Here is a 20,291-nt window from a genome sequence, read left to right on the forward strand (position 1 = left end):
CCGCTCCCAACCTTACTTCCTGCAAGCCGCGAGGATCGCCTCGGGCATTGCCGACAAACTCACTTCCCGTTCGACCGCGCCCAGTTCGAAGGCAGCGCGCGGCATTCCGTAGACGACGCAACTCGCCTGGTTCTGCCCCAGCGTTCTGGCACCCGCGAGGCGCATGGCCTGCATCCCGGCCGCGCCGTCATTGCCCATCCCCGTCAGGATCACGCCCACCGCCGCCGCGCCCAGCGGCGCGACCGAATGGAACAGCACATCCACAGACGGGCGATGGCCGCCGACAGGCTCGCCCGGGCGCAACCGGATATGGCCGTTGGTGCCCCCCACCAGCTCCATATGGTTGCTTCCCCCAGGAGCAATATAGACGGTCCCGCGCTGGATCGGCGTCCCCGTAACGGCTTCGACGACGGAAACCCGCGATTCCCTGTCCAGGCGCGCGGCGAAGCCGTTGGTGAACGCCGCCGGCATGTGCTGGACGACCAGCACCGGCGGGCAATCGGGCGGCAGCGCGCCGATCACGGAGAACAGCGCCTCGACGCCGCCGGTCGACGCGCCGACCGCGATCACCACGTCGCGCTGCAGGCCCGGCTGCGAGGCGACGGGCGCAAGGCGCGAAGGCCCCTGCCGCACCGACGATCGCGCCGCCGCCTTCACCATCTTGCGCAGCAAGGCCGCGTCGCGGGCGATCTCCAGCGGATTGCCGGCGGGCTTGGCGATGCAGTCCACCGCCCCCAGCCGCAGCGCCTCGATCGTCACCTCCGCGCCGCGCGCGGTGAGCGTGGAGCACATGATGACGGGCATGGGCCGCAGCCGCATGATCTTTTCGAGGAAGGACAGGCCGTCCATCCCCGGCATCTCGACGTCCAGCGTCACGACATCGGGGTTGAGCTCCTTGATCATCGCGCGCGCGGTGTGCGGCTCCGGCGCCATGCCGACCACCTCGATATCGGGATCGGCCGAAAGCGCGCGGGCCAGCACGGCGCGCATCGACGCGCTGTCGTCCACGATCAGGACGCGGGTCGGCCCGGTCATGCCCGTCCTCCCGGCTTCAGGTAGATGGTCTGGCCCACCGGCTCCATCGCCTGCGCCGCCGCCCCCACCAGCCGTTCGGAATGGCCGATATAGAGGTGGCCGCCCGGCGCCAGCATGTCGACGAAGCGCGCCTCCAGCTCCGCCTTCGCGCGATCGTCGAAATAGATCATCACGTTGCGGCAGAAGATCACGTCATATTTCTGGCGCATCGGCCAGCGATCGAACAGGTTGAGCACCCGTGCCGTCACCAGCGCGCGCAGCTCGTCCGCGACCACGAAATCGCCGCCATGGGGCTTCATCCAGCGATCGCGATACATGGCCGGGATCGGCTGCACCGTGGATGCGGAATAGACGCCGCGCGCCACCGACTCCACCACATGCGGGGCGATATCGGTGGCGAGCAGCTTCACGTCGCCCTGGCGCAGCCAGGCGGCGCTGGACGGGCCGTCGCCCGCCAGGGTCATCGCGACCGAATAGACTTCCTCCCCGCTGGAGCAGCCGGCCGACCAGATGCGCACCGGCATCCCCGCCCGCGCGCGCGCCTGCAGCTGCGGCAGCACCGTCTGGCGGAGATGATCGAAATGATGATCCTCGCGGAAGAAATGGGTGTGGTTCGTCGTGAGCGCCACGACCATGGCATGGCGCTCCGCCGGGTCCTCGCGCACCAGCGCGACATAATCGGCGAAGCGGGTCAGGCCATGTTCGCGCAGGCGCCGGCTGAGCCGCGAGTGGACGAGCACGATCTTGCTTTCGACAAGATGGATGCGCGCGTCCTCCTGCATGACCGCCGCGATGGCGCGGAATTCGGGCAGGCCGAGTTCTGCGCCGGCGGCGAGCGCGGCGGCATCCGCGCCCTCGCGGGGAAGGGAGGCGGAGGCTGGCTTCACGCGGCGATATCCAGCCCCACGCGGGTGAGGCCCAGCGCATCGAGATCGAGCAGCAGCACCATGGTCTCGGCATCTTCCGCCTCGGCCGCGCGGCGTTCGATCTTGACGAGGCCGGCGATCATGCTGGCCTCGACCATCTCGACCTCGGGCGCCGGCTGGATATCGCCACCGTTGATGGCGACGATGTCGGCCACCTCGTCCACCAGGAAGCCCGCCTGGCGGCCGCCGATGCTGACGACGAGGATGCACGAGCGCGAATGGATCCTGCTGGGTTCCCAACCAAGCCGTTCGGCAAGCCCCACCACGGGGACGACCGAGCCGCGCAGGTTGGTGACGCCCTTGATGTAGGAGGCGACGCTGGGCAGCGGCGTGGGCTCTTCCCATTCGCGGATTTCGATCAGGGCGCGCATGTCGATGCCGAACATCTGCTCGCCGAGCGTGAAGGTGACGATCTTGCGTTCGTCCGAATTGTCAGTGGCGCTCATGCCGCCATTCCTTTCATCGCATATTTGCTCTGGTGGTTGGTCGACGCGACCAGCGCATCGATATCGAGGATCAGGCCGATCGTGCCGTCGCCCAGGATCGTCGCGCCGCCGAGGCCGCGGATCGGATGGAGATTGTCCTCCAGGCTCTTGATGACGACCTCGCGGCGGTTCTCGATCGTGTCGACCATCAGGCCGACATGGCCGGCGGCCTCGCTCTCGACGATGATGACCAGCGATTCCTCCGGGCTGCGGCGATCATTGGCGCCGATGCCGAAGATCTGGCCGACGCGCTTGACCGGCAGGTAGGAACCGCGCAGCTCGATCACCTCCGAATTGGGCGAGGTGGGCTTCACCTGGCCCGGCTCGGGCTGCACCGTCTCGATCACGTTGGTCAGCGGCAGCACGAAGCGCTGCTGGCCGAGGCGGACGATCATGCCATCGAGGATGGCGAGCGTCAGCGGCAGCGCCATGATGAAGGTGGTGCCTTCGCCCGGCGTGGAGTGGATCTCCACCCGGCCGCCCAGCGCCTCGACATTGCTGCGCACCACATCCATGCCGACGCCGCGGCCGGAGATGTTGGAGATGGTTTCCGCCGTCGAGAAGCCCGGCGCGCAGATCAGGCTGTCGATCTCCTCGTCGGACAATTGCGCGTCGGCGCTGATGATGCCCTTCTCGACCGCCTTGGCACGCACCCGCTCGCGGTTGATGCCGCGCCCGTCGTCGGCGACGCGCACGATGATGCGGGCGCCCTTCTGCTCGGCCGAAAGGTGGATGGTGCCTTCGGCGGGCTTGCCGGCGGCGATCCGCTCCTCGGGGCTTTCGATGCCGTGATCGACGGCGTTGCGGATCATGTGGGTCAGCGGATCGCCGATCTTCTCCAGCACGCCCTTGTCGACCTCGGTGGTCTCGCCGCTGGTTTCCAGCACCACCTTCTTGCCGGTCTCCGCCATCAGGTCGCGCAGCATGCGCGGCACGCGGGAGAAGGCCTGGCGGATGGGCTGCGCGCGCAGCGACATCACATTGTCCTGGATCTGCCGGGTGAGCCGCGACAGCTCGGGCAGCTCCACCCGCTCCTGATCCGCCGGCGACAGCCGATCGGACAGGATCGAACCGTGGATGACGAGCTCGCCCACCAGGTTGAGCAGCTGATCGAGCTTCGAAAGGTCGACGCGGATCGTCTGCGATGCCGGCTCCGCCGCCGCGCGGGCCTCGCCGGTGGCGGCGGGCCGGGGCGCGGGCGTGGCTGCGGGCGCTGCCGCGACTGCGGCCGGGGCGATCGGCGCGGCCGGGGACGGCGGCGCGTCGGCGACCGCGGCTTCCACCGCCACCTCCGCGACCGGTGCGGCCTCGGCCGCCGCGCGCGCGATATCGATCACGGAATCCGGCGATACGAAATCGAAGCATTCGCGGATGTCCTGCTCGTCCACCGTGCCCGGCAGCTCGATCGTCCAGACGAGATAGCTGTCCTCGGGATCGAGATCGCGCAGGCCCGGCAGCGCCGAGCTATCGACGGCGACGATCCGGCCGCCCATCGTCTCCAGCTCGCGGACGATGAACAGCGGCTCGCTGCCATTGGCCAGCGCCGCGCGGGACGGGCCGAAGCGCACCGTCCAGGGCTGCGGCTCGGCGGGGGAGAGATCCTCGAGGTCGATCGCCACCGGCTCGAAGCCGAAGGGATCGAAATCCTCGACGCCCGCCGCGACGGGAACGAAGCCGAACTCGTCCGCTTCCGCCACCGGCGCGCTATCTTCCACGGCCGGCGCGGGCGCGGGATCGGCGGTACCGCCTTCGGCGGCCGCCCCCTCGCCCTTCAGGATCGCGTCCAGCGCCTCCAGCATCGCCTCGTCGGCGGGCGCATCGCTATTGCCCTGCGCGGCGGCGACGTGATCGGACAGGATGTCGAACGCGCCCAGCATCACCTTGGTGACGGCCGGAGTCGGCGCGATCCGGCCGGCGCGCACCTCGTCCAGCACATTTTCGAAGCGGTGCGAGAAAGCGAGCAGCGCGGCATGGCCGAACGCGCCCGATCCGCCCTTGATCGAATGGACCGCACGGAACACGCCGGCGATCACATCGGCGGAGACATCGCCGTTCGCCATGGCCGACAGGCCTTCCTCGGCGATGGCGAGCCCTTCGGCGCATTCCTCGAAGAAGATCGCCTGGATCTCGTCCAGGCCGTCGTCCCCCGCGCTCACGGGCACACGCGGCGGATCGCCGCCCCCAGCTTGGTGGCGTCGAACGGCTTGGTGATCCAGCCGGTGGCGCCGGCTTCGCGCGCGCGGGCCTTCTTCTCGTCCGAAAATTCGGTGGACAGCACCAGGATCGGCGTGCCCCGGAATTCGGGAACGCCGCGCACCGCCTCGATCAGCTCGAACCCGTCCATCTTCGGCATGTTGATGTCGGTGATGAGCAGGTCGGGCTTCACCTCGTGCATGCGCTCCAGCCCGTGCACGCCGTCATTGGCGCCTTCGATGCGGAACCCCTGCGCGGTCAGCGACGTCTTGAGCAGCATGCGCATGCTGGCGGAATCGTCGACGGTGAGAATAAGCTTGCTCACTGGACTGTTTCCCCTTCCGCAGTGAGGCCGATGGCTTCGGCCAGCCGGCAGGCGACGACGCGCTCGATGAAGGCCGGGCTTGGATTGATGATGGCGAACGGCTGGCCGGTCTGATCGGCCTCCGCCTTCGCGGCGACGAGCAGCTGGAGCACCGCCTGGCCGACGCTTTCCACCTCGCCGGCGTCGATCACCATCTCGCCGTCGAAATCGGCGGCGAGGACGAGGCGGACGCGGAGGTCTTCGGCGGTGACAGTGGAACCGTGGGCAGGCAGCCGGAGCGAGCGATCCTCGCCGGGCAGGTCAGACGGGTGTGGCATGCAGTTCGTCCTTGGCTTGATCGAGCGCGACCTCGAGCTGGGCGAAGGAGGGCGCATAGCTGGATGGCGTCATCCGGCGGGCGAGCTCCACCGCCACCTGGGTCGGCAGGCCCTGGGCATGGGCGATGATCGCGGTCTTCACGATCGAATAGGGCTTGAAATCGGCATCGACGATCTGGTGCAGCTTGGAGGCGATCGGCCCGACCAGGCAGTAGGCCAGAAGCACGCCCAGGAAGGTGCCGACCAGCGCGCCGCCGATCATCGCGCCCAATATCTCGGTGGGCTGGTCGATCGAGCTCATCGTCTTGATGACGCCGAGCACGGCGGCGACGATGCCGAGCGCGGGCAGGCCATCCGCCATCATCTGCAGCGAATGCTGGGGCAGAAGCTCCTCGGCATGGTGCCGCTCGATATCGTTTTCCATGGCTTCGGCGATCTGGTGGGGATCCTCGAAGTTCACCGTCATCATCCGCAGATAATCGCAGATGAACTCGACCAGCCCGGCATCGGCGAGCAGGCGGGGATAGCGGCCGAAGATGGCGCTCTTCTCCGGCGCGTCCAGATGGCTTTCGATCGCGGTCGCGCCGCCCTTGCGGAAGGTGGCGAGCAGCGTGAACATCAGCGCCAGAAGGTCGCGATAATCGCCCTCCGTCCAGCGGGCGCCGCGGAACACGCGCAGCACGCCGTTCCACGCCTTCTTCACCGTCCCCAGCGAATTGCCGAGGATGAAGGCGCCGATCGCCGCCCCCGCGATGGCCAGCATCTCGTGCGGCAGCGCATGAAGGATGACCATCAGGTTGCCGCCCGACATCAGGAAGCTGCCGAAGACGCACACCAGGATGACGACAAGTCCGATACCGTTGAGCATAAGGAAATCCGAGAACTGGGTGGCCGGAGCCGGTTCCCTGATTATAGGATGAAGTCATCGGCTGGTGGCGCGAGCGGACGGCTTTTTCCCAAGTCGGGACGCTTTGCCGGCCCCCGGCCCCGCCGCCCCGCCCGGTGCGTGCAGGAAAAATCCCCTCGCATGCGGCCGATGCCGCGCGCTTCATCCTAAAATGACTGGGGAGAGTTCAAGGAGTCACCATGTCGCTGAACGCCTATCATCGCGCGCAATCGATCGTCGCGACCCCGCGCGCCACCGAGCATCGCCTGATGAGCCAGATCACCGGCGCCCTCATCGAAGCGCGCGACGCGGGCCTGAGCGGCGCGGCGCTGATGCCGACGCTCCACCGCAACCGCGAGGTGTGGACCCACCTCGCCACGATCTGCGGCCTGCCCGGCAACCAGCTGCCGGATGCGCTGCGCGCCTCGATCATCTCGATCGGATTGTGGGTCGATCGCTATACGAGCGACGTCGCCGCCGGCCGGGATTCGATCGAGGATCTCATCACGGTGAACCGCGCGATCATCGAAGGGCTTTCCGGCGAAAATAACCAGGTGGCGAGCGCCGCGGCCTGAAGCGTCATCGTGACGCGATCAGGAACGGATAATATTCACCGTTTATTTTCATATGTTTAAACAATCATCCGAATAGCCGCTGGCCAAGCCTTTCGCTTCGCCTCGTCGTATTGGGCGCGGACGCATCTATTCTTCGGTTTGACAACGCATCATGTTGCGCTAGCGCTTCCCGAGGGGGGAGCACTGTGGCGGGCGGCGCGACCGGATGTTTGGATCGGATCCATCGCAGCGGAATGTGGATTCCAGGAACGGCCTGAACGCCGGCTGGGTTCCCCATGTCTGCGCGCTGACCGCGCTTGCCTGCTGCCTGATCGCGCTCGCGGGCTGGGCCACCGGCCAGCCGGGCATCGCCGGCTTCGGCAACCAATCCTATCCCATGCGCCCGCTGACGGCGGCGGGCTTCGGCCTGGTGGCGCTGGCGCTGATCGCCGCGATATGGCGGCAGCGCGCACTCACTCTGGTGCTGATGCTGCCGGTCGTGCTGATCGCCGCCGGCGTGGCGCTCGATTATGCCGGCAATGCGCCGACCATCGCGGATCGGCTGCTGCTGTCCATCGGCCGCGCCGCGCGGCAGGGCCATCCCCATGGCACGCTGCCGGGGCCGATGCCGATCGCGATGATGATCCTGCTCGCCGTCGCCACGCTGCTGGCGCTGCGCGAGGTGAGCCGGCGCAGCAAGATCGTGGTGATGATCGCCAGCCTCGTGCTCGGCGTCACCATCATCGCGGGGCTGGCGGTGCCGCTCGGCATCGTCGCGATCTCCGGCCCCGGCCAGCACGTCACCCTGTCGCTGCCGCTGGCCATCACCACCGCGTCGCTGGCCCTGGCCCTGATCGGCTGGCGCCACCATAATGGCTGGCCGGGCCTGCTTTCCGCACAGGGGGTGGAAGGGCGGACGCTGCGGACGATCTTCGTGCTCGTGCTGGTCGCGCCCGCCGTCCTCGGCCTGGGCGGCCTGTGGGCGGCGAGCCTGCCGGGCATCGCGCCGGAGCTTGTGGAGATGGTGGAGGCCGGCGCGCATGTGCTGGTGAGCGCGGCGGTGCTGTTCTGGGCATGGTCGCGCATCTCGCGCGAGAACAATGCCCGCTGGGCGGTGACGCGCGCGCTCGATTCCGCGCCGATCGTCCTCACCGATGCCGAAGGCCGCATCCTCCACTGGTCCAAGGGCTGCGAGAATCTCTACCTCTGGGACGCGGGCGAGGCGGTGGGCCGGCTGAAGCACGACCTGCTGGCCACCACGATCGATCAGGACTGGCCGGCGATGATGGCCGAGATCACCCGCACCGGCGCCTGCGAGCGCGAGATGGTGGAGCAGCGGCGCGACGGCACGCGCCTCCACATATTGGAGAAGGCCCAGCTGCTGCCGGTGCGCGCGCAGGATGCGCCGCTGGTGGTGCTGTCGATGACCGACATCACCGAGCGCGAGCGCCGCGCCGCCGTGCTCGCCGCGCGCGAGTCCGAGCTGGGATCGATCCTGGAAACCGCGCCCGACGCGATGATCGCGATCGACGATCGCAACGTCATCCGATCGTTCAACGCGACGGCGGAACGCATGTTCGGCCGCCCGGCGGGCGAAATGGTGGGCCAGGATTTCCGGGCGCTGATGCCGGAGCGGTTTAGGGGCCAGTTCGATGCCGGCCTGGCGGACGACGCCGATGCCGGCGGCGAGCGCAGCCGGCTGCGCTCGCTGGTGGGCCTACGCAGCGACGGCACGGAATTTCCGATCGAGCTGGCGCTGGGCGCGGCGGAAGTGGGCGAGGAGCGCATCTTCACCGCCTTCATTCGCGACGTGACCGACAAGCTGGCCGCCCAGGAAAGGCATGCCGAGCTGCGCGACGAGCTGCTCCACGTATCGCGGCTGAGCGCCATGGGCGAAATGGCCGCCGGCCTGGCGCACGAGCTGAACCAGCCGCTCGCCGCCGCCACCAACTTCCTGGGCGCGGCGGAGATGCTGCTCGCCGCCGACGCGCCGGATTCGGGCAAGGCCGCCGATCTGGTGCGGATGGCAAGCGCGCAGACGCTGCGCGCGGGCGAGATCATCCAGCGGCTGCGCACCTTCGTCTCCAAGGGCGACGTGGAAGTGCATGCCGAGCCGATCGTCGACGTCATCGCCGGCGCGGTCAGCCTCTCGCTCACCAGCGTCGAGCAGCAGAAGATCGGCATACGCTACGAACCCGATGCCATGCACCGCACCATCCTGGCGGACAGGGTGCAGATCCAGCAGGTGCTGGTGAACCTGATCCGCAACGCGGTGGACGCGCAGCGCGACCGGCCGGACGCGCGGCCCGAGATCCTGCTCACCTCGCGCGGCGTGGGCGACGGCATGGTGGAGATCGCCGTCAGCGACAACGGGCCGGGCATACCGGAGGAGATACTGGGCAGCCCCTACAAGCCGTTCAACTCCACCAAGCCGAACGGCATGGGCATCGGCCTGTCCATCTGCCGGCGGATCGTGGAATTCCATGGAGGGACGATGCACGCCGAAAACAGGCCCGAAGGTGGCGCGCGCATCCGTTTCACCGTGCCGGCGATCGGCAATGCGGAGCTGGCGACATGATCGCGGGCCACAATGTCTATATCGTCGACGACGACGATGTCGTGCGCGGCTCGCTCGAAAGCCTGCTCGCGCTTCGGCCGGATACCAGCGTGCGCAGCTTCGGCTCGGGCGACGCCTTCCTTGCCGGCGCGGACGGGCTGGAGAGCGGCTGCCTGCTCCTCGACCTGCACATGCCCGGCCTTTCCGGCATCGACGTGCTGAAGGCGATCGGGGACCATGCCGGCAAGTTCGTGGCGATCGTGCTGACCGGCAAGGGCGATGTCTCGCTGGCGGTGCAGGCGATGAAGGCGGGCGCGGTGGATTTCCTGGAAAAGCCCTGCGCGCACCGCGCGCTCATCCAGGCGATCGACACCGCCATCGCCCGGCTCGAGCGGTCGAGCCTGGAAGCCGATCGCGTCGCCGCCGCCACCGCCAAGCTCGCCTTGCTGTCGGCCCGCGAGCGGGACGTGCTGAAGGGCCTGATCGAGGGGCTTTCCAACAAGGTGATCGCCTACCAGCTCGAAATCAGCCCGCGCACGGTGGAGATCTATCGCGCCAAGCTGATGGAGAAACTGGAGGTGCGCAGCCTTTCCGAAGCGCTGGGCATCGCGTTCGCCGCCGGCATGTTCCCTAGGCATTGACGGTCCGGGCGCGCCGCTCGGGGCAGGCGCGAACCGGCAATCAGGCCCTGCGCTCCAGCATCGGCACCTCATCGCGCCGCAGGGTCAGGACTTCGACGCCATCGCCCGTGACCGCCACCGTATGCTCGAACTGGGCGGAGAGCTTGCGGTCGTTGGTCACGACCGTCCATCCGTCGCTCTCGGTCGAAACCTTGCGGGTGCCCTGGTTGACCATCGGCTCGATGGTGAAGACCATCCCCTCGCGCAGCTTCAGGCCCGTTCCCGGCCGCCCGAAATTGAGGATCTGCGGGTCCTCGTGCATCTCGCGCCCGATGCCGTGCCCGCAATATTCGCGCACGACCGAATAGCCGTTTTTCTTGGCATGCCGCTCGATCGCGAAGCCGATGTCGCCCAGATGGGCTCCGGGCCGCACCTGTCCGATGCCCTTCCACATCGCCTCCTGCGCGACCCGCACCAGCCGCCTCGCGGCGGCCGGCGCGTTGCCGACGAGGTAGGTCTTGCTCGAATCCGCGATGAAGCCGTTCTTCTCCAGCGTGATGTCGAGGTTGATGATGTCACCGTCGCGGATGATCTCGCCGGGATCGGGCACCCCGTGGCAGACGACGTGATTGATCGAGCAGTTCAGGACATATTCGAAGCCATATTGTCCCTTGCTCGCCGGACGGGCGGCAAGATCATCGGTGATGAAGCGGTCGACCAGATCGTCGACCTGCATCGTCGACATGCCGGCGAGTTCCTGCCCGTCCAGCATCTCGAAGACCGACGCCAGCAACCTGCCCGATATGCGCATCAGCGCCAGTTCGTCCGGGGTCTTCACCATGTCAGGCGGCCGCCGCCTCCGCGATGCGCACATGCGCCGCCGCAAACTGCATCTTCACGATGTCGTTGAAGGACAGGGTGGGATTGGCTTCGGCCAGCATGCCGATCTTCATCCAGAATTCGGCCTGCGCATTGATCGACCGGCACATGACCGTGCTGGCCCGGCGGGCTTTCTCATGCAGGTCGCCGTCGATCTTCACGATGCCCATGGATGTCCTCAAAGCTGCCGAATATACGATTCATATACAAATCGTATATTCGGCAGTCAATCAGCGGACCGCCTTGTCCAGACGACCCTAGAATTCCAGCGCCAGATCGAGATAGCCATAATGGGTGTCGCCCGCGGCCGGGGCGTTGGGCGCATCCTTGAGGAAGCGGCCCTTGGCCAGCCAGGCGGCGCCGGCATCCATGCGCAGCAGGTCCGGCACCAGCCAGTAACGCACCCGCCCTTCAAGCTGGTGGCCGGCGAAGCGGCCGGAATGGCCGGTGCGATCGCGCACGCCCGTGGAGGCGAAGCTGTCCGTCCTGTCGGCCAGCCACAGCGCGCGATACATCAGCGCGCCGTCGACGCGCTTGCCCGGCTTCACCTCGATGCGCGCGCCGCCCGACAGCAGGTTCGCGCGGCCGACCGGGCCGTAGAGGCCGGTGGGGCCATATTCCCAGCGCCGCGCGCCATAGAGCGTGTCGAAGCGGTTGTAGCTCTTCGCCCCCGGCCCGTCGCCGCTGGCGAGATCGAAGTGGAGGGATAGGCGCGGCTGCCAGCCTTCGGGCCAGGTGCGGCCGACTTCGGCATGGATCAGATAGGCCGAGACATCGAGATCGGTGACGTCGCTGGGCGAGGTGCTGCCCCGCGCCTCGCCGAACTGGTAGGCGGCCTCGATATCGTAATCGAGCGCGGCCTTGGCCGGCTTGCGGAAGGCGCGGAAGCCAGGCGTGTAGAGATGGCGGTTGCGCGTCAGCCGCGTCGCCGAATCCCGTTCGTTGAGGCCATAGGCATAGATTTCGAAGGTGCCGCCCAGCACGTTTGCCTTGGTGAAGGTGCCGCCGAAGAATTGGAGGTCGGTGGTCTCCTGGTCCCATTCGACCTCGTTGTCGCGGATGCCGTCGGCATCTTCCGGCAGGCGGATCTGCGGCAGCGACCAGAGCAGTATCAGCCGGTCGCCGGCGCGGCCCTGCCAGTCGAAATAGGCGCCGGTATAGGCGTTGGTGGTGTTGCGGAAATTCTGCCGCGCCACCAGCCGCCGCGATCCGATATCGAGGGCGAAGCGCCCGACATTGAGCGCCGCCTTCGATCCCTCGCCCAGCCCCTTCACGTCGAGCCCGACATAGGCCTGGATCAGCTCCATGGCGTTGACCTCGCCCGTCCCGGCGGAGGAGTTGCGCTTCTGGCCATAAGCGCGCGCATCCCACAGCTCCGCGCCGAAGCGGACCGGGCCGGTATCATATTCGGCGAACAGGGTGGTCTTGAGCGACCACATGAAATCGCTCTCGGCGGCATCCGGCCGGAACTGGCCGTCGATCGCCTCGATCCGGGATCGGATGCCGGCCTTGAGGGTCAATCCCTCGGGCGCGCCGACAGCCTGCAACAGCGGGTTGGCTTCCGCGTGGGCGGCCGATCCGCCGGCCCCGGCCAGGCAGGCGCCGGCCGCCATCATCAGGCCGCGGACGGCGGCGATACGGGGGAAAATGCGGGAACGCACAGGCCCCACGGGCGCCAGACAAGGCGCGGGGCGGAAGATACGCATCGATCTCGGTCTCCGGTTTCTATCGCCCATCTTATAGGACCGGAACAGGCCGGCGCCGGATCGGCCGACAATCTTTTGTCATGAAGCGGACATGCTTTGCGCAAGGCGGCCACCCGCCCCGCCGCCTGCCATCCTATAATGGGAAAGATGCCGGATGGCGAAGCGACGCCACTCCGCCCCCATCGACTTGTAAGCTTAAGGATCAGGGATGCAGGACGCTCTCAACAACTGGCGATTGCCGCGCAAGATGCTGGTCGCCTTCGCATTGATCGCGGTGTTCGTCGTCGCGCTCGGGGCCGCCGGCCTCATCGCCAACCGGCATCTGAGCAAGATCGCCGACGAACATGTGACCAGTGGCATCGCCAGCGTGGATGCGCTCTCCGACGTGCGCGGCTATGTGCGCGAATATCGCATCCTGATGTATTCGCATGTCACTTCGGTGAGCGCTGCGGAAATGGCGAGCCTCGACGATCGCATCGCCAAGAATAAGGAGAAAATCGACGCGGCCCTCGGCAAGTTCGCGGCCGCCGCCGGCGAGGAATTCACCGCCGATGTCGCCAACATCCGCGCGGTGCTGACGCGGCTGGAGCAGGTGAATGCCCGCGTCGTCGCCTTCAGCCGCCAGGATAAGGATGCCGAGGCGCTGGCCCTGCTCAAGGCCGATGGCAAGGAGGCCTCGCACGCGGCCATCGACGCCACGAGGGCGGTGATGGACAAGACCGTCGCGCTCGCCAACGCCCGCGGCGAGGATGGCAACAAATTCTCCGACAACGCGCTGATCTTCATGAGCGTGATGGTCTTCTTCTCGCTCGGCGCGCTCGCCATCATCTGGAACCTGCTCAACAAGACCGTGTCGCGCCCGATGGCGGAGCTTACCTCCGTCACCACCGCGCTGGCCGAAGGCCGCCAGGCCAACGTGCCGCACCGCGATCGCAGCGACGAGCTGGGTGAGATCGCCAAGGCGGTCGAGCTGTTCCGCCTGGCCGCCGTCGCGCGTGCCGAGGCGGATCGCAAGCTGGCCGAGGAGCAGAAGCTCGTCACCGCCACGCTGGGCGAGGGGCTCGCCGCGCTGGCCGAGGGCGATCTGACCGCCGAGGTGACGGCCGAGTTCCCGGCTCCGGTCGCCTCGCTCAAGACCAACTTCAACGACGCCATCGCCCGCCTGCGCGAGATGATCGGCGCGGTTTCGGTGAGCGCCGCCGGCATCCGCACCGGATCGCAGGAAATCGCCCAGGCGTCCGAGGATCTCGCCCGCCGCACCGAGGGCAATGCCGCGAGCCTGGAGGAGACCTCCGCCGCGCTCGCCCAGATCGACGATCGCCTCAAGACCAGCGCCAGCGCATCGGCGCAGACGGTGGCCCGCGCCGATGAAGCGCTAGCGACCGTGGCCGGCGGCCGCGCCGTCGCCGAGGAAGCGGTGCAGGCGATGGAGCGGGTGAGCCACAGCGCCAAGGGTATCGACCAGGTGATCGAGGGCGTCGACAAGATCGCCTTCCAGACCCGGGTTCTCGCCATGAACGCGGCGGTGGAAGCCGGCCGCGCCGGCGATGCCGGCCGGGGCTTCGCGGTCGTCGCCGATCTCGTCAGCGCGCTCGCGATGCGCGCGGAGGAGGAAGCCAAGCGCGCCCGCGATCAGTTGACCGTCACTCAGACCGACATCGTTTCCGCCGTGGACGCGGTGCAGCGCGTGGACAATGCGCTGGAGAATATCTCCGGCGGCGTCGGCGAGGTGCATGGGCTGCTGGGCCAGATGGCCGAGGACAATCAGGCCCAGTCCTCCGCGATCAGCCAGATCAGCGTGGCGATCAGCACCATGGACCAGTCGACCCAGCAGAATGCCGCGATGGTGGAGCAGACCTCCGCCGCCGCGCGCAACCTGACGACCGAGGTGACCTCGCTGGCCGAGCAGGCCGCGCTGTTCCGGGTCGATAACGGCCGCCCGCAGGCCCGCAGGGCCGCGACCGCGCCTGCATCCGCCCCGGTGGCGAAAGCCGCCCCCGCCAAGCCGAAGCCCGCGCCCAAGCGCAATCAGGCCTATGTCTCGCCCGTGAAGGCGCTGCCGGTGCCCGCCATGGCGAACGCAGCCGCCCGCCTGAACGGCACCAATAACGAGGACTGGTCGGACTTCTGATCGACCCGGTGGAACGGTCCCCACGAAGAAGGCGCCCGGTGGCCGAAAGGCTGCCGGGCGTTTTCGCATCCTTGTTCCGGCTTGCGCGGAAGGCCGGATCGAATCGATCGTTACGGGGTTGAGGTGGAAGGGCCGGCAGGGAGGATCGCGATGCCCCGATCGACGATATCGGCCGCTGCCCCGCACCCGCGGGAAGCGACGCCACGCATCCGTGCAAAATTTCAGGCAGGCAAGCATGAAGATGCTCGACCTCGGCCCAAATCGGCGCAACATCTTCTCCAGCAACTAGCTCAAGGATTTCAGGCCGGCCGATCGGTCCAAGTTCCGGGACCTGCAGGATAGGATCATCACCATGCGAAAAAATGCGTCGAGCTTCCTCCTCCTTCTCGCCGCCGTCGCGGCGCCCGTCGCCATCGTCGCGCCGGCGGACGCCCAGCTCCTCAACCGCTTCATGTTCCGCGGGCTGGAGAAGAGCGACATCGCCGCGCTCCAGCCGGTGATCCGCGATAGCCTGTCCGAAGACGCGATCGGCGCCACCCGGCCGTGGAAATCCACCAGCGGCAAGGAAGGCTATGTCCGCCTGCTGGATGGCGGCGCAAAGGCGGGATCGAACCGGGGCACCGTGCGGATCACGCTGATCCGCGCGGATCAGACGACAGACAGCATCATTTTCCAGTATCAGCAGGACGCCAAGGGCGTCTGGCGCACGGTGGGTTGAAGCACGACGCTGGAAAGGCATGGCTTTTCGATGAATGCCGTTTGTCGAAAGGCGCTTGCCGGATGGCGATCGGCCTCCATGGTGCGGCTCCCCACACCATAATCGGGTCGATCCATGCGCCTTTCCACCACCGTTACCCTTGCCGCCTGCCTGCTGGCGGCCCTCCCCGCCGCCGCCCAGAAACCCGAAGAGCCCGCCAAGAACGCGCCCGACAGCATCGAGAAGAAGGTCGCGACCGAAATCGCCGCCAACTGGGCGACCGCGCCTGTCGAGGAAGTCGCCAAGTCCAAGAACATGAAGGTTTCGGTCGGCGGGCGGAGCATCGGCTACACCGCCACCGCCGGCACGCTCACCATCCGTGACGCGAACGGCAAGCCCACCGCCAGCATCTTCTACACCGCCTACACGGCACCGTCGTCGAACGGGAAGCGGCGCCCGGTGACCTTCCTCTACAATGGCGGTCCCGGCTCGGCGAGCCTGTGGCTGCGCATGGGCTCCTTCGCGCCGATCCACGTCCGCACCACCGATCCCACCTCGGTGGCGCCCGCGCCCTTCGATGTCGGCCCCAATGCCGATACGCTGATCGGCAGCACCGACATGGTGTTCATCGACGCGCCGGGCGCCGGCTATTCGCGCCCGCTGGGCGATACCAAGCCTTCGACCTTCTACGGCGTCGATCAGGATGTGGACGCCTTCGCCAAGGCGATCACCCGCTACATCGCCAAGAACAAGCGCTGGGGCGATCCGAAATATATCTTCGGCGAAAGCTACGGCACCACCCGCTCGGGCGCGCTCGCCTACAAGCTGGAGGATGAGGGCGTCGCCCTCAACGGCGTGATCCTGCTGTCCTCGATCATGAACTACGGCATCCGCCAGTCCGGCTTCGATACCATCCACATCGGCTACCTGCCGAGCTATGCGGCGACCGCCTGGTATCATAACCGCGTGGCCGACAAGCCCGCCGATCTCGCCAGCTTCGTGGAAGAAGCCCGCGCCTTCGCCAACGGCCCCTATGCGGCCGCCCTCCTCAAGGGGCAGGACATCACGCCCGAGGAAGAGGATTCGATCGCCCGGCAGCTCAGCCGCTTCACCGGCCTGTCGGTCGATTATCTGAAGCGCGCCAACCTGCGCGTCGATCTCGGCCGCTTCCGCAAGGAATTGCTGCGCGACCAGCGCGCCACCGTCGGCCGCTTCGATTCCCGCTACATGGGCATCGATGACGACGCCGCCGGCGAGGAGCCGGAATATGATGCGTCGAGCACCGGCATCACCGGCCTCTATGTCAGCAGCTTCCAGGATTATCTGACCCGCGAGCTGGGCTATGAGACGGAGCTGACCTATCGCGGCAGCGCCCGCGACGGTGGCGACTTCAAGTGGGACTGGTCGCATCGCGCGCCTGACGGCCGCACCCAGAATGTCGCGGACGTGACGGCCGATCTCTCGGCGGCGATGCGGATCAACCCGCATCTGCGCGTGCTGTCGCTGAACGGCTATTACGACATGGCGACGCCCTTCTTCTCCACCGAGCGCGACCTGAAGCACATGATGCTCGCGCCCAACCTGCGCCAGAACCTGCAGTTCCGTTATTATCCGGCGGGCCACATGGTCTATCTGAACCCGGATGCGCTGCACACGATGCGCGTGGATCTCGAGCGCTTCTACGCCGAAGGCGCGCGCTGATCGACCGGCGGCGCCGGGCTTCCGATCGAGGCCCCGGCGCCGCCTCCCTTCTTTCCGAGGATTGACCTCGGCACGGGGCCGTGACGATATCGGCCGATGGACGATATCGAGCTGTTCCGGCGGATGGCGCTGGCGATTGCGATCGGCGCCGCAATCGGCATCGAACGGCATTGGCGCGAGCGCGACGAGGCGCGCGGCCAGCGCACGGCGGGGCTGCGCACCTTCACCCTGATCGGCATGCTGGGCGGCGCCGCCGGCCTGATCGAGCGCGACCTTGCCGGGCAGGCGGCGCCCACCGGCCTGGTGCTCGCCACCTTCTTCCTGGTGCTGGCCGGCGCCGTCACCCTCTATCAATATCGCGAAACGCAGGACGAACAGTCGCACAGCGTCACCACGGTCGTGGCGGCGATGCTCACCTTCGCGCTGGGCGCGCTCGCCATGCTGGGCAGCATGGCGGTGGCCTCGGCCGGGGGCGTCGCGCTGCTGACGATCCTGTCCAGCCGCGAATTCCTCCACCGCGCGATGCGGCGGCTGCGCTGGGCGGAGCTGCGGTCGGCGGTGATCCTGCTCGCCCTTACCTTCATCGTCCTGCCGGTGGTGCCGGCCGATCCGATCGGCCCGTTCGGCGGCATATCGCCGGCGCGGACGCTGACCCTGGTGATCGTCCTCGCCAGCATATCCTATGGCGGCTACATCGCCGTCCGGCTGCTGGGATCGGCGCGGGGCGAGCTTGTCGCCGGCGCGGTCGGCGGCATCGTCTCCTCCACCGCCGTCACCATCACCAACGCCCGCCGATCGGCGACCGAAGCGCCGGACAAGGCCAGCGGCGAGGCATTGGCGGCGGGCGCCGTCAGCGCGGGCGCGATATCCTTCCTCCGCACCGCGCTCCTCGTCGGCACGCTCGCATCCTCGCTGGTGCCGCTGCTGGTGGCGCCGCTACTGGCGGGCGCCGCCGTGATGATCGGCTATGCGGCCTTCCTCGCGCGGCGCGGCGCCGCCAGCCACCCCGAGCAGCGGCACAAGAATCCGTTCGAGCTCGATTCCGTGGTCCGCATGGCGCTGCTGCTGGTGGGCGTCGCCTTCCTCGCCCAGGCGGCCAGCCAGTTCTTCGGCGATGCCGGCCTGCTCGCCATATCCGCACTTTCGGGCCTGGCGGACGTCGACGCCGCGACGGTGACGGTAACGGGCATGATGGACCGGCTGGCCCCCCAGGTCGCCGCCCAGGCGATCGCGGTCGCGCTCTTTTCCAACGTCGCGGCGAAGGCGGTCTACGCGGCGGTGCTGGGATCTGCCCCCTTTCGCCTCCACATGGTGCTGGCCTCGCTGATGGCGGCCGCCGCGACGGGCGCGGTGCTTTCCCTCACCACCGGCTGAACGCCCCTTCCGTCCTCCCCGCCGGAAGGCGTAGAGGGGCCTCGGAACGGCCGCCCCCGGTGCGGCGGCCCGGCTAAGGAAGGACGGGACATGACGGGAACGGTGTTCATCACAGGCGCTACGGCGGGCATCGGCGCGGCGGCCGCGCGGCGCTTCGCGGGCGCGGGCTGGAAGGTGATCGCCACCGGCCGCCGCGCCGACCGGCTGGAGGCGCTGGTGGCCGAGCTGGGCGCCGACAAGGTCCACCCCGCCCTCTTCGACATGCGCGACGAAGCCGCGATCGACCGGGCCATCGCCGCCCTCCCCGCCGGCTTCCGCGACGTGGACGTGCTCATCAACAATGCCGGCCTCGCGCTCGGCACCGCCCCGGCGCAGGTTTCCGACCTCGGCCAGTGGCGGCAAATGATCGACACCAACGTCACCGGCCTCGTCACCATCACCCACCGGCTGCTGCCGCTGCTGATCGAACGCAGGGGCGCGATCCTGAACCTGAGCTCGGTCGCCGCGACCTATCCCTATGGCGGCGGCAACGTCTATGGCGGCACCAAGGCCTTCGTCCGGCAATTCTCGCTGGGCCTGCGTTCGGACCTGCACGGCACCGGCGTGCGCGTCACCTCGATCGAGCCGGGCATGGTGGAAACCGAATTCACCACCGTGCGCACCGGCGGCAACCAGGCGGCCTCGGACGCCTTCTACAAGGGCGCGCATCCGATGACCGGCGAGGATATCGCCGAAACCCTGTTCTGGGTCGCGACCCAGCCGAAGCATCTCAACTTCAACAGCATCGAACTGATGCCCGTCACCCAGTCCTTCGCCGGCTTCCAGGTCGCCCGCGACGCCTGATCCGCCAAACGGGAAAGCCCCGCCGATGGGCACCGGCGGGGCTTTTCTTATGGAAGGATGGCAGGGCAGCCGCCGATCATCCCATAAATATCCTGTAATATATCAGGCGTTCGGCGAAGCTTCGACCGATGCCTCGACAGACGCCTTGCGCGGCTTCGCGCGGAGCACGCCGGGCCGGCGATATTCGGCCATCATCGCGAACTTGGGCTCGCTGCCGGCCAGTTCCGCAATGGTCTTGGCGGCGCGCTTGGTGATCTGGCGGACGCGCTCCTTGGTGACACCGGCCTCCTCCTCGACGAAGCTGGGCGTCGCGATGTCGAACAGGCGCGCCTCGACGATCTCGCGGTTGCGGACGAGCCGCTGCTCCAGCTTCTCCAGCTCCTCCGGCTCGATGCCGTGGACCTTGGAACGGAAGCGGACCGGCAGGTGCGCGGCGATATCGGACGGCTGCGGCTGGGGCGCGCGCTTCTTGGGGCGCGGACGGCGGCGGAGCTGGTTGATCGCGGTGGTGCGGAGATGCTCGACATAGCTGTCGACCAGCGATTCCGTGGCGCGACGGGCGAGATAGTCGGAAGCGCCGGCTTCGGTGTGGGCGAGCGCGTCCTCGTCCTCGATCACCGCTTCCAGCGAGGCTTCCTCGCCGTCATTGCCCTGGACCATGGCGTTGAGCGAGATGGTGGTCGCATCGACCTTCTTCGCCGACGGGCGCTGATCGGTCATCAGACGGAAGCGAAGGCTCTGCAGTTCCCCCCGGATCTGCCAGTTCACGAAGGTCGTGAACTGGGCCTTCTCTGGCTCATAGGCCTGGATGGCGCGGTGCACCGCGATGGCGCAGACCTGTTCGGCATCATCCCAATGGCCGCCCAGGCCATATTGGCGGATGAAGTGGCGGATGCGCGGCGCGATCAGCTTGAGAATGCGGGCAAACGCCTTGTCCACCTCGGCGCGCTGGCGGGCGGTGGGCCGCGCATCGCCTTCCGGGGTGTTCGCGATGACGACCGCGACGGCGGCCTCCAGCGCGACAGTGGTCTTCGACATGTTGTGCCTCCCTGTTCAAGGGGC

Annotated in this window: 19 protein-coding genes; 8 read left to right on the plus strand and 11 right to left on the minus strand. The window is 67.8% G+C overall.

Going from position 1 to position 20,291, the window contains the following annotated elements; translation table 11 throughout:
* Window positions 1-12: 12 nt before the first annotated feature.
* Genes G432_RS06705 through motA form a run of 7 tightly spaced genes read right to left on the minus strand, consistent with a single transcriptional unit; the run spans window position 13 to window position 6,149 of the window.
* The gene (locus G432_RS06705) at window positions 13-1,035 is read right to left on the minus strand and encodes a protein-glutamate methylesterase/protein-glutamine glutaminase (RefSeq protein ID WP_015458068.1); all 1,023 of its coding nucleotides are present in this window, start codon (window positions 1,033-1,035) and stop codon (window positions 13-15) included.
* A complete protein-coding gene (locus tag G432_RS06710; protein ID WP_015458069.1) occupies window positions 1,032-1,922 on the minus strand; it encodes a CheR family methyltransferase in 891 nt (296 codons plus the stop codon). Before G432_RS06710 ends, G432_RS06705 begins: the two co-directional genes overlap by 4 nt.
* Window positions 1,919-2,407, minus strand: coding sequence for a chemotaxis protein CheW (locus tag G432_RS06715; RefSeq protein WP_015458070.1), 489 nt, complete (start codon window positions 2,405-2,407; stop codon window positions 1,919-1,921). The genes G432_RS06710 and G432_RS06715 overlap by 4 nt, the downstream gene beginning before the upstream one ends.
* Complete coding sequence (locus G432_RS06720; RefSeq protein WP_015458071.1) at window positions 2,404-4,608, minus strand: chemotaxis protein CheA; 2,205 nt, start codon at window positions 4,606-4,608, stop codon at window positions 2,404-2,406. The genes G432_RS06715 and G432_RS06720 overlap by 4 nt, the downstream gene beginning before the upstream one ends.
* Window positions 4,599-4,964 carry a response regulator gene (locus G432_RS06725; RefSeq protein WP_015458072.1) on the minus strand — a complete coding sequence of 122 codons (366 nt, stop codon included), beginning with the start codon at window positions 4,962-4,964 and terminating at the stop codon, window positions 4,599-4,601. The genes G432_RS06720 and G432_RS06725 overlap by 10 nt, the downstream gene beginning before the upstream one ends.
* Window positions 4,961-5,281: an STAS domain-containing protein gene (locus G432_RS06730; protein ID WP_015458073.1), complete on the minus strand. Its 321-nt coding sequence runs from the start codon at window positions 5,279-5,281 to the stop codon at window positions 4,961-4,963. Before G432_RS06730 ends, G432_RS06725 begins: the two co-directional genes overlap by 4 nt.
* Window positions 5,265-6,149 carry a flagellar motor stator protein MotA gene (gene motA, locus G432_RS06735; RefSeq protein WP_015458074.1) on the minus strand — a complete coding sequence of 295 codons (885 nt, stop codon included), beginning with the start codon at window positions 6,147-6,149 and terminating at the stop codon, window positions 5,265-5,267. Before motA ends, G432_RS06730 begins: the two co-directional genes overlap by 17 nt.
* Before the next feature lie 218 nt (window positions 6,150-6,367).
* Between motA and G432_RS06740 the strand changes: the two genes are divergently transcribed.
* From G432_RS06740 to G432_RS06750, 3 genes are all read left to right on the plus strand, one after another.
* On the plus strand, window positions 6,368-6,742 hold the full coding sequence (locus G432_RS06740) for a flagellar biosynthesis regulator FlaF (protein ID WP_015458075.1): 375 nt from the start codon (window positions 6,368-6,370) through the stop codon (window positions 6,740-6,742).
* A gap of 235 nt (window positions 6,743-6,977) precedes the next feature.
* Window positions 6,978-9,299, plus strand: a complete 2,322-nt coding sequence (locus G432_RS22070) for a PAS domain S-box protein (RefSeq protein ID WP_236626867.1) — start codon at window positions 6,978-6,980, stop codon at window positions 9,297-9,299.
* Entirely contained in the window at window positions 9,296-9,919 is a 624-nt protein-coding gene (locus tag G432_RS06750) for a response regulator transcription factor (protein WP_015458077.1), read from the plus strand. Before G432_RS22070 ends, G432_RS06750 begins: the two co-directional genes overlap by 4 nt.
* A gap of 40 nt (window positions 9,920-9,959) precedes the next feature.
* Here the strand turns inward: G432_RS06750 and map are convergent, their stop codons facing one another.
* The 3 genes from map to G432_RS06765 all read right to left on the minus strand — a co-directional run bounded on the left by map (window position 9,960) and on the right by G432_RS06765 (window position 12,438).
* Window positions 9,960-10,739, minus strand: coding sequence for a type I methionyl aminopeptidase (gene map / locus G432_RS06755; protein ID WP_015458078.1), 780 nt, complete (start codon window positions 10,737-10,739; stop codon window positions 9,960-9,962).
* A 1-nt stretch (window position 10,740) separates the two neighbouring features.
* Complete coding sequence (locus G432_RS06760; protein ID WP_015458079.1) at window positions 10,741-10,947, minus strand: ParD-like family protein; 207 nt, start codon at window positions 10,945-10,947, stop codon at window positions 10,741-10,743.
* Between the two features lie 87 nt (window positions 10,948-11,034).
* Window positions 11,035-12,438: an alginate export family protein gene (locus tag G432_RS06765; RefSeq protein ID WP_236626868.1), complete on the minus strand. Its 1,404-nt coding sequence runs from the start codon at window positions 12,436-12,438 to the stop codon at window positions 11,035-11,037.
* Window positions 12,439-12,691: 253 nt separating this feature from the next.
* On the opposite strand from G432_RS06765, the gene G432_RS06770 reads away from it, so the two are divergent.
* The 5 genes from G432_RS06770 to G432_RS06790 all read left to right on the plus strand — a co-directional run bounded on the left by G432_RS06770 (window position 12,692) and on the right by G432_RS06790 (window position 19,229).
* Window positions 12,692-14,614, plus strand: a complete 1,923-nt coding sequence (locus G432_RS06770; RefSeq protein WP_015458081.1) for a HAMP domain-containing methyl-accepting chemotaxis protein — start codon at window positions 12,692-12,694, stop codon at window positions 14,612-14,614.
* 352 nt (window positions 14,615-14,966) lie between these two features.
* Window positions 14,967-15,332: a hypothetical protein gene (locus G432_RS06775; RefSeq protein WP_015458082.1), complete on the plus strand. Its 366-nt coding sequence runs from the start codon at window positions 14,967-14,969 to the stop codon at window positions 15,330-15,332.
* A 114-nt stretch (window positions 15,333-15,446) separates the two neighbouring features.
* The gene (locus tag G432_RS06780) at window positions 15,447-17,012 is read left to right on the plus strand and encodes a S10 family peptidase (protein WP_015458083.1); all 1,566 of its coding nucleotides are present in this window, start codon (window positions 15,447-15,449) and stop codon (window positions 17,010-17,012) included.
* A gap of 96 nt (window positions 17,013-17,108) precedes the next feature.
* Window positions 17,109-18,386: an MgtC/SapB family protein gene (locus tag G432_RS06785; protein WP_015458084.1), complete on the plus strand. Its 1,278-nt coding sequence runs from the start codon at window positions 17,109-17,111 to the stop codon at window positions 18,384-18,386.
* A gap of 90 nt (window positions 18,387-18,476) precedes the next feature.
* Window positions 18,477-19,229 (plus strand): SDR family NAD(P)-dependent oxidoreductase, encoded by a 753-nt coding sequence (locus G432_RS06790; RefSeq protein ID WP_015458085.1) that lies wholly within the window; start codon window positions 18,477-18,479, stop codon window positions 19,227-19,229.
* Between the two features lie 102 nt (window positions 19,230-19,331).
* Here the strand turns inward: G432_RS06790 and G432_RS06795 are convergent, their stop codons facing one another.
* Window positions 19,332-20,267, minus strand: a complete 936-nt coding sequence (locus tag G432_RS06795) for a DNA-directed RNA polymerase sigma-70 factor (protein WP_015458086.1) — start codon at window positions 20,265-20,267, stop codon at window positions 19,332-19,334.
* Window positions 20,268-20,291 lie beyond the last annotated feature (24 nt).

Origin of the sequence: Sphingomonas sp. MM-1, from assembly GCF_000347675.2 — a bacterium.
GTDB classification, from domain to species: Bacteria; Pseudomonadota; Alphaproteobacteria; order Sphingomonadales; family Sphingomonadaceae; genus Sphingomonas_E; species Sphingomonas_E fennica.

Excerpts from the sequence above, each read along its gene's own strand:
- G432_RS06705 (WP_015458068.1), bottom strand. The coding sequence starts at position 1,035 with ATGACCGGGCCGACCCGCGTCCTGATCGTGGACGACAGCGCGTCGATG.
- G432_RS06715 (WP_015458070.1), bottom strand. The coding sequence starts at position 2,407 with ATGAGCGCCACTGACAATTCGGACGAACGCAAGATCGTCACCTTCACG.
- G432_RS06730 (WP_015458073.1), bottom strand. The coding sequence starts at position 5,281 with ATGCCACACCCGTCTGACCTGCCCGGCGAGGATCGCTCGCTCCGGCTG.
- motA (WP_015458074.1), bottom strand. The coding sequence starts at position 6,149 with ATGCTCAACGGTATCGGACTTGTCGTCATCCTGGTGTGCGTCTTCGGC.
- G432_RS06740 (WP_015458075.1), top strand. The coding sequence starts at position 6,368 with ATGTCGCTGAACGCCTATCATCGCGCGCAATCGATCGTCGCGACCCCG.
- G432_RS06750 (WP_015458077.1), top strand. The coding sequence starts at position 9,296 with ATGATCGCGGGCCACAATGTCTATATCGTCGACGACGACGATGTCGTG.
- map (WP_015458078.1), bottom strand. The coding sequence starts at position 10,739 with ATGGTGAAGACCCCGGACGAACTGGCGCTGATGCGCATATCGGGCAGG.
- G432_RS06760 (WP_015458079.1), bottom strand. The coding sequence starts at position 10,947 with ATGGGCATCGTGAAGATCGACGGCGACCTGCATGAGAAAGCCCGCCGG.
- G432_RS06770 (WP_015458081.1), top strand. The coding sequence starts at position 12,692 with ATGCAGGACGCTCTCAACAACTGGCGATTGCCGCGCAAGATGCTGGTC.
- G432_RS06775 (WP_015458082.1), top strand. The coding sequence starts at position 14,967 with ATGCGAAAAAATGCGTCGAGCTTCCTCCTCCTTCTCGCCGCCGTCGCG.
- G432_RS06780 (WP_015458083.1), top strand. The coding sequence starts at position 15,447 with ATGCGCCTTTCCACCACCGTTACCCTTGCCGCCTGCCTGCTGGCGGCC.
- G432_RS06785 (WP_015458084.1), top strand. The coding sequence starts at position 17,109 with ATGGACGATATCGAGCTGTTCCGGCGGATGGCGCTGGCGATTGCGATC.
- G432_RS06790 (WP_015458085.1), top strand. The coding sequence starts at position 18,477 with ATGACGGGAACGGTGTTCATCACAGGCGCTACGGCGGGCATCGGCGCG.
- G432_RS06795 (WP_015458086.1), bottom strand. The coding sequence starts at position 20,267 with ATGTCGAAGACCACTGTCGCGCTGGAGGCCGCCGTCGCGGTCGTCATC.